General features: G+C 52.0%; 7 protein-coding genes. 5 read left to right on the forward strand and 2 right to left on the reverse strand.

The genetic code is table 11. The features are described from left to right. Window positions 1-117: 117 nt before the first annotated feature. Genes Q6A92_RS15070 through Q6A92_RS15080 form a run of 3 tightly spaced genes read left to right on the forward strand, consistent with a single transcriptional unit; the run spans window position 118 to window position 3,461 of the window. Complete coding sequence (locus tag Q6A92_RS15070) at window positions 118-1,488, forward strand: LysM peptidoglycan-binding domain-containing protein (protein ID WP_332238598.1); 1,371 nt, start codon at window positions 118-120, stop codon at window positions 1,486-1,488. Further along, window positions 1,478-2,404 (forward strand): hypothetical protein, encoded by a 927-nt coding sequence (locus Q6A92_RS15075; protein WP_332238599.1) that lies wholly within the window; start codon window positions 1,478-1,480, stop codon window positions 2,402-2,404. The genes Q6A92_RS15070 and Q6A92_RS15075 overlap by 11 nt, the downstream gene beginning before the upstream one ends. A gap of 22 nt (window positions 2,405-2,426) precedes the next feature. Then, on the forward strand, window positions 2,427-3,461 hold the full coding sequence (locus tag Q6A92_RS15080; RefSeq protein ID WP_332238600.1) for a spore coat protein YsxE: 1,035 nt from the start codon (window positions 2,427-2,429) through the stop codon (window positions 3,459-3,461). Window positions 3,462-3,464: 3 nt separating this feature from the next. Here Q6A92_RS15080 and Q6A92_RS15085 read toward each other — a convergent pair whose 3' ends face one another. Continuing rightward, on the reverse strand, window positions 3,465-3,647 hold the full coding sequence (locus tag Q6A92_RS15085) for a hypothetical protein (RefSeq protein ID WP_443029738.1): 183 nt from the start codon (window positions 3,645-3,647) through the stop codon (window positions 3,465-3,467). 444 nt (window positions 3,648-4,091) lie between these two features. Between Q6A92_RS15085 and Q6A92_RS15090 the strand changes: the two genes are divergently transcribed. Beyond that, entirely contained in the window at window positions 4,092-6,728 is a 2,637-nt protein-coding gene (locus Q6A92_RS15090) for a valine--tRNA ligase (RefSeq protein WP_332238601.1), read from the forward strand. An 89-nt stretch (window positions 6,729-6,817) separates the two neighbouring features. Continuing rightward, window positions 6,818-8,137, forward strand: coding sequence for a bifunctional folylpolyglutamate synthase/dihydrofolate synthase (locus tag Q6A92_RS15095; protein WP_332238602.1), 1,320 nt, complete (start codon window positions 6,818-6,820; stop codon window positions 8,135-8,137). A gap of 140 nt (window positions 8,138-8,277) precedes the next feature. Here the strand turns inward: Q6A92_RS15095 and Q6A92_RS15100 are convergent. Further along, window positions 8,278-8,548, reverse strand: a 271-nt coding sequence (locus Q6A92_RS15100; protein WP_332238603.1) for a hypothetical protein, incomplete at its 5' end; no start/stop codon positions are given.

An 8,548-nucleotide genomic window follows, 5' to 3' on the forward strand; every position in this document is an offset into this window, starting at 1 on the left:
CTTTGTCCATTAGCTTGCCAATCGGCAAGTTTTCTTTATTTGACATCTTTTGCGCTGAGCATAAATCCTGTCTCGATGCATAGATCTGTAATAAGAACGGATGAGAGGGTGTAAAGGATGTCTCAATCTTCGAGCGAAAGTCTGCAGTTTTCAATAAATGAATCGGTATGGCTGAGGAACGACGCACCTGCCGAAGAAATACTGTCCATGGCTCTGGAGCCGGACATCACGGTTGAAGAAAATTGGAACGATGTGACCATTAAGGGGTTTCTCAGACTGACCGGAGAATACAAGCCGGCGAACAGTCCGGCGGATGCTGTTGAGGACAAGACCGCCCCTTTCCGAACAATTGATGAAATCATCGAAACGACGTCCGGGACGGCGGTTCTGGAACATCATTTTCCGATTGATATCACGATTCCGGCAGATCGAGTGCCGAACCTGGAAGAACTTTTCGTCGTGATTGAGTCCTTTGATTATGAACTGTCCGAGCACCGTCATATTCAGCTTCAGGCCGATATCGCCATCACCGGACTGACCGGATCGAACCGCAGCGAAAAAAAAGCACAGCCCCCGCAAAAACCTGCTGCCGTGATTCCGCCTGCTCCTGTGCCGGAAAAGCCTGCCGCCAAAAAGAAACCCGCCGCCGAATCCAATAAAATAAAGAAAAGCGAAAAAATCCCGAATAAGCCGGAAAAAGCAGAGAATCCACCGGAAAATATTCCGGAAAAAGCGGAGAAGGCTGCAAAGAGCGCACCGGAAAAGGCCGGGGAGGCAAAGAAAAAGGAAAAAGGCACAGCGGAAAATGCTGTAGAAGCAAAGCAAAAGGCAAAAAGCAAACCGGAAAATGTTTCGGAAGTAAAGAAAAAAGCCAAGAAGGAAGCTCCCAAGGCTTCGGCACCCGCAGAGAAAGCCGGGAAAAAGACGAAAAAAGCGCCGAAGCGGTTCGGCGATCAGGAGACAGATGACGCCTTGCTGCAGCTTCCCGAAGAAATTGACGAAGTGGCGGACGATTTTGATCCGATGCCGACAGACCGCGAATTTGATTATGACGAGGATCAGGAAGCGGAAGAATTTCAATACGAAGCTTTCCGCAAACCCGAGCCCGCCGGGGAAGAGAACACGCCTCAGGTCGCTTTCGGGCGCCCGGGCAGCGGGGCGCCCGTCGGCGATGGTTCGGGCCGCTATGCCCCGGAAACGGGCCGGGACAGGGAGAACGACTTGCAGGATGAAAAGCAATCGTCAAGGCCGGAAGAAGCAAACAGCCTCTATCTGACTAAAGTGCTTGCCGGGAACGATGCCGAACAGCAGACTCAAATGAAGATCTGCATTGTCCAGGCGGGAGAATCGCTTGAGAACATTTCCGAGCGCTATCAGGTTCCCGTAACCAGCCTGCTGAGGAGAAATGCGCTGTCTTCGGCAGATATTGAGGCCGGGCAGATTCTTTATATTCCCGTAATCGTCAAAGGAAACAGGAATGAACGATAATCTGCAGATTCTGCTTTCTGCCCTGCAGACAAACTATCATTTCCGCCGGCTGAAGCTGATTAAAGATCGGCCGCTGATCGTCGAAACGGAAAGAGGGCCGAAGAAAATACGTATCTGGAATGATGAACGGCTGCTGAGGAAACATGTCGGCTGGCGCATGAAGCTGATTAGTGATCGCTTTTTTATTGACCGTATGTATGTGACGCAATCCGGAAATCCGTTTATCAGAATCGGACGCTTTGCGGTTACCTGTCATGACGCTCCGCCGGACAGAGCCGCTCTGTCCGGAAATGAACCGATCTGGGCGGAAACGGTCTCTGCACTGATAGCCAAAAGCAGGGATTCGATTGATGGTCACGGGAAACCCGTCCGTGTTCGGCAGCGTGCGGAAACTATTTTTGAACAGTGCAGGCAGTCGGGATTATTTTCCGGGAGTGACGGAGAACTTGCATCGGCATGCTATCCGTCGGTCCGGGAAAGGGCAGAGCAGGCCGATCTTCTGAGAAGCCATTACAGCCGCCGCAGCCGGTCGGTCATTCTGCCGGATACATTTTCGCTCGGGGACAGCCGATCGCTGCTTGATACACTTTTTATCGAGCTGGGCCAGTCGGTGCCCGGCAACGGCTACCGGGGACTTGCCCGCTTTTTTTTTGATGGGATCAGGGAAGGCGGAGAAGAAAGCCTCCGCAGCCTTTTTTTGTATTTGCAGGAAAAAGGGGTGCCCGATCAGGAAACAGCCGACCTGATCCGCGCCGAATGGTTCGACCCGTCCGAGTGGTTTCAACTCGTCGATTCCCTGCCCCTTGTTTCGGAAAGCGGTCAGAGAGATCGGGATCTGAAGGCTTTCAAATCGACCTGGGATTACAAAACCCGGCTGATCGGACTGTTTGATTCTGTTTTTTCACGGCCCGTTTGACGGGGAAAGCGAGTGAACAGCCATGGCGGCGGGAGAGAACCTGCGTTTCAATCGAATACTTTTCCAGTATGATCTCATTCCACTGAAAATGGATCCGTTCGGAAACGTGATTAAAGTGGAAACGGCGAACGGTACATTCGCACTGAAGCAGAAAAAACTGACGGACCGGCAGATCAGGCATCTGCACAGGGCCTATTCTCTGAGCGGACGGATGATTATCGACGCTGTCGGCCCGCTTCCTTCCAAATACGGAGATCTTGTTATCCGCGGCGAAGAGAACAGTTTTTATTTAATGCCCTGGTTTGAGGAAACCGTATCCGATTCGGATCTGCCCGAACGCTATCGCCATTTGTTTGTACGGGCCGCCCAGCTGCACCGGCAGACGCTTCAGGAGGAAAAGGAAGCAGCCGATCTGTTTGCCGCGGCGGCTCAAACGGTCGGTGCCGGGCAGGTTCAATGGGAACGCTTCCTGAACAAGGCGGAGCATCATGTCTATCCTTCCCCGTTCGAACAGTGCGTTCTTAATTTTGCCGCCGCCGGTCTCAATAATATGCAGCGGGCATTTGATTATTTTTCCAAAGGGCAGGAAAAAAATGAAGACGGATCGGGGAAAAAACTGCGGCGTGCGCTCTGCCACGGCCGCCTGAGCCCGCTTCATCTGTTGATTGAAGGGGAAAAGAGCTTTTTATGCAATTTTGAAGAGTGCGAAGAAGATTTTTTTATCGTGGAAACAGCCGCTTTATTTGAGCAGACGAGCGTGATGCTTTCTCCCGCCGGCGAGTCCTGGGACCGGCTGCTGCGTTCTTATTTTTCAGAATGCCCGCTGAACGGAGAAGAGCCGGACTTTCTGTTTCATTCGCTGCTCTGTCCGAGAGCTCCGCTTGCCCTGATCGGAGAATATCAGGAAAACAGGGATCACAGCGAACAATGGTATACAAAGAGATGGATGAGGCTGAGCCGTGCTTATATGGAAATGATCGGCCGGCTGCAAAAGTTCCTCGATCAGAAAAAAGAAGAGGAGACGGCAAAAGAAGAAGAACAGGGGGAAAAAGAATAGCCGCTACAGCCATTTTTTCAGAAAAGCGATGTAAATGAAAAAAAGAATGGCGGCAATCAGCACATCGAAAGTTGTCGGGATGAAAATGGCCCGTATCAACTGAAAGATGGCCAATGGAAGAACAATGACGCCCAGGCCTTCACGGATTTTTTTGAAAACGGGAGGAAAATGATTTTTTTTGAACAAGAGATGTCCTCCTTTCTTTGATCGGGTCTTTGCTTCAGTCTATGAAAAACAACGGGCCCCGGTGCAGCACCGCCCTGTACAGTAAAATGTATGAATGATTGACGAAACGAGAATAAAATATATATAATAATAATTACAAAACTTAAATGCTGAGACAGGGAGTAGTACATGTCTTTATGCTGGAAGCGAGCGGATGAACGGTCCGCTCGCTGTGAGAGAGGGAAACCGGTGCGCTGAGAGGTTTCTCCTGCTGCCGGAGTGGAAGTTGCCCTTGAGCAGTCCTGCTGAAACGCACCATTCAGGCGGAGTAGGGAGGTCCGGGAACCCGTTATCAATTATGAAGTGTGCACGGCTGTGCAAATAAAGGTGGTACCACGGAGCTTTCTTCGTCCTTGCGATGAAGAGGGCTTTTTTAGTTTAACGGAATATAAGGGAGCTGTAAAAATGGCGGAAAACGAAATGGCAACGAAATACGATCCAAGTCTGACCGAAGAAAAGTGGTATAAGACATGGCGGGAAAGAGGGTACTTTAAGGCGGACGGGGATCCGGCAAAGAAACCGTATTCGATCGTCATCCCGCCTCCCAATGTGACGGGCAAACTGCACCTCGGGCATGCGTGGGACACGACGATGCAGGATCTGTTAATACGGTTCAAAAGAATGCAGGGCTATGATGCGCTTTATCTTCCGGGCATGGACCATGCGGGCATTGCCACACAGGCAAAGGTTGATGCCAAGCTGAGAAAAGAAGGCAAATCGCGTTACGACCTCGGGCGCGAGAAGTTTCTCAAGGTGGCCTGGGACTGGAAGGAAGAATATGCTTCTTTTATCCGCAAACAATGGGCAAAGCTCGGCCTTTCTCTCGATTACTCAAGGGAAAGGTTTACGCTCGACGAGGGATTGTCGCGTGCCGTCCGCAAAGTATTTGTCTCGCTTTATGAAAAAGGCCTGATTTACAGGGGCGCGTATATCATCAACTGGGATCCGGCTGCGCGGACGGCGCTGTCCGATATCGAAGTCATATACAAGGAGATACCCGGTTTTCTCTGGCATATCAACTATCCTCTGTCCGACGGTTCGGGCTCGATTCAGATTGCGACGACACGGCCGGAAACGATGCTCGGCGATACGGCGATCGCTGTTCATCCGGATGATGAACGTTATCGGGACGTTGTCGGAAAAACCGCCATTCTGCCTATTGTCGGCAGGAAAATTCCGATCATTGCCGACAGTTACGTCGACCGTTCTTTCGGGACCGGAGCCGTAAAAATAACGCCGGCCCATGATCCGAATGACTTTGAAGTCGGCAACCGCCATGATCTTCCCAGAATTCTCGTTATTGACGAGTCCGGCAAAATGAATGAAAATGCCGGCAAATATCAGGGACTGGACCGCGATGAATGCCGGAAACGGATCGTCAGCGATCTGGAGAAAAGCGGTGCGCTGGCTTATACGGAAGAACATGCCCACGCCGTCGGGCACTCGGAACGCACCGGCGTCGTTGTCGAACCGATTCTATCGACGCAATGGTTCGTCAAAATGAAACCGCTGGCCGAGGCATCGCTGGATATGCAGAAAACCGACGGCAAGGTCCATTTTGTTCCGGAACGATTTGAAGGAACGTACAGGCACTGGATGGAAAATATCCGCGACTGGTGCATTTCCCGGCAGCTGTGGTGGGGGCACCGGATACCGGCATGGTACCATAAACAGACCGGCGAAGTGTATGTCGGGATGGAAGCGCCGAAAGATATCGAAAACTGGAAACAGGATGAGGACGTGCTTGACACATGGTTCAGTTCCGCCCTTTGGCCGTTCTCAACGATGGGCTGGCCGGACGAAGAAAACCCTGATTTCAAGCGGTATTTTCCAACCGATGCGTTGGTAACCGGCTACGACATCATCTTCTTCTGGGTGGCGCGCATGATGTTCCAGTCTACCGAGTTTACGGGAAAAAGCCCGTTCCGCGACGTCCTGATCCATGGCCTTGTACGCGATGAACAAGGACGGAAGATGAGCAAATCGCTCGGGAACGGCATTGACCCGATGGATGTTATTAAACGTTACGGAGCAGACGCACTGCGCTATACACTGGCGACGGGAACGACTCCGGGTCAGGACCTGACTTTTCAGTGGAGCAAAGTCGAGGCGAACTGGAATTTTGCCAATAAGATCTGGAATGCGTCGCGCTTTGCAATCATGAACCTGGACGGCTTTTCGTTTGACGACATCGATCTGACCGGCGGCAAATCCGTCGCCGACCGCTGGATTTTAGCGCGGCTGAACCTGACGATTGAAAAAGTGACCGCGCTCTATGAGAGTTATGATTTCGGCGACGCCGGGCATTATCTCTATCAGTTCATCTGGGACGATTTCTGCGACTGGTATATCGAGATGGCCAAGCTGCCGCTCTATGGAGCAGACGGGCCGGCCAAGAATACCGCCAGATCGGTTCTGACCTATGTACTTGACAAAGTACTGAAGCTGCTTCATCCGATCATGCCTTTTATTACCGAGGAAATCTGGCAGCACCTGCCGCACAGCGGCGAAACGATCATGCGCAGCGAATGGCCGGACAGCGCAGCGGAATGGACCGACCCGGCTGCGGAAGAGGAAATGGCGCTTTTGCAGAATATTATCCGCTCCGTACGCAACATCCGCTCGGATAATCATGTCGCGCCTAAAAAACCGGTCGCAATACTGATCCGGAGCGCTTCCGAAAAAGAGACAGGTATTCTGAATCGGAACAGGATCTACATTGAACGCTTCTGCAATCCCTCCTCTCTTGAGATCGGGACAGACGTCCGCTCTCCGGAGAAAGCAGTGTCCGCCGTTGTAACCGGGGCAGATGTCTATCTTCCGCTTGAAGGACTGATTAATCTTGATGACGAAATACAAAGGCTGGGCAAGGAACTGGATAAAATGAATGCGGAAGTGGACCGGGTCCGGAAGAAACTGGGCAATCCGCGTTTCGTCGATCAGGCTCCGGAGCAAGTGGTCGGCAGGGAACGTGAGAAAGAAAAAGATTATTTGCAGAAACGGGATAAAATTCAGGCGAGAATGGCTGAGTTAAAAGCCTGACAGTGGACATTTGACGTCCGGTGCCGGAAAATGAACGGTGATGGGAAGCGGTTTCCACTGCCGTTTATTGATCATATGGGGGTTATGCCATGTTTACAACAATTGAAGAGACACTTCAGTGGATTCACGGGCTGATTCCGCATGGAATTAAACCCGGCACAAAGAGGATGGAATGGATGCTGGCCAGAATCGGCCGCCCTGAGCGGAAGATCCGGGCTGTGCATGTCGGAGGAACGAACGGCAAAGGATCGACGGTCTGTTACCTGTGGCATATTTACCAGGAGGCCGGCCTCAAGGTCGGCACATTTATCTCGCCTTATATTACGTTTTTTAATGAACGGATCATGGTAAACGGCCGGCCGATCAGCGATCAGGATCTGATCGAAGCTGCCAATATTGTCTATCCGCTGACTCAGGCGGTCAATGCCGAGACGGATCTGGGCGAGCCGACTGAATTTGAAGTCGTGACGATGCTTAGTTTTGTCTATTTCGGGAAACTGAATAAATGCGATCTGGTGATTTATGAGGTCGGTCTCGGCGGCCGTCTTGACTCCACGAATGTGATTCATCCGCTTGTTTCTGTGATTACGAACGTTGCCATGGATCATATGAAACAGCTGGGCAATACGATCACCGGCATTGCCCAGGAGAAGGCGGGAATCATCAAGAACGGCGTCGGTATTGTCACGACCGCGGAAGATCCTGATGCGCTGGCGGTCATCCGTCAGACGGCCGAAGCCAAAAAGGCGAATCTGTATGTTCTTGGCGAAGCGTTTCGGGTCAAATCGCTCGGCCATGATGAAACAGGGGAACATTTCAGCTTTGACGCTTTCTATCTGCATGAACCGGATCTGGCCATTCGCATGAAAGGCGAGCATCAGCTGAAAAATGCCGCAGCTGCATTAATGGTTGTCGAGTATCTGCAGACCTTTTATAACATTTTAGTACAAAAAGACGAAATCAGATCGGGACTGCAGAAAACGATCTGGCCGGGGCGCTTTGAGCGCGTGTCGGAAAAACCTCTGATCATTATCGACGGCGCCCACAATGTCCAGGGCACCGAAGCGCTTGTCAAAACCGTGATGCGCTATTATCCGAACCGTCAAGTTCATGTGCTCTATGCGGCGCTTAAGGACAAGCAATACAGGCAGATGGTTCAGATCATCGGGAGGGCGGCCGCAGATCTCACATTGACGACATTCGCCTATCCCCGTGCGGCGGGGAGCGAACTGCTCTACGCGGCATCCGGGCACGACAGAAAAAGGGAGATTGCGGACTGGAAGGAAGCGCTGAATCGGCTGATCCGCGAAACGGGAGAAAACGATATGCTGCTGATCTGCGGATCGCTCTATTTCGTTTCTGAGGTACGGCACTATCTGCTGGATCCAGTATACAGCCGGATGCGTTAATCATAAAAAAGGTCTTTTTTACCTGTTCGTTCGATTGAAACATTCACGTCCTGCCCGCCTGCCGTTGCCGGAATCCGTGATTATCAATCGTTGCGTGCGGTTTTATCGACCGCCGCAGGTTATCGGCCGTTATGCAAAGCTTATCGACTGATAGACCCGCTGATCCGGCTGGAAGGAGAGCCCATTTGGCCGGAAGACCCGCTGATCCGGCCGGAAGGAGAGCCCATTTGGCCGATAGACTTGCTGATCCGGCCGGAAGGAGGGCCCATTTGGCCGGAAGACCCACTGATCTGGCCGGAAGGAGGGCCTATTTGGCCGGAAGACCCACTGATCTGGCCGGAAGGAGGGCCTATTTGGCCGGAAGACCCGCTGATCCGGCCGGAAGGAGAGCCCATTTGGCCGATAGACTTG

It is taken from the genome of Sporolactobacillus sp. KGMB 08714, assembly GCF_036598985.1.
Classification (GTDB): domain Bacteria; phylum Bacillota; class Bacilli; order Bacillales; family Sporolactobacillaceae; genus Sporolactobacillus.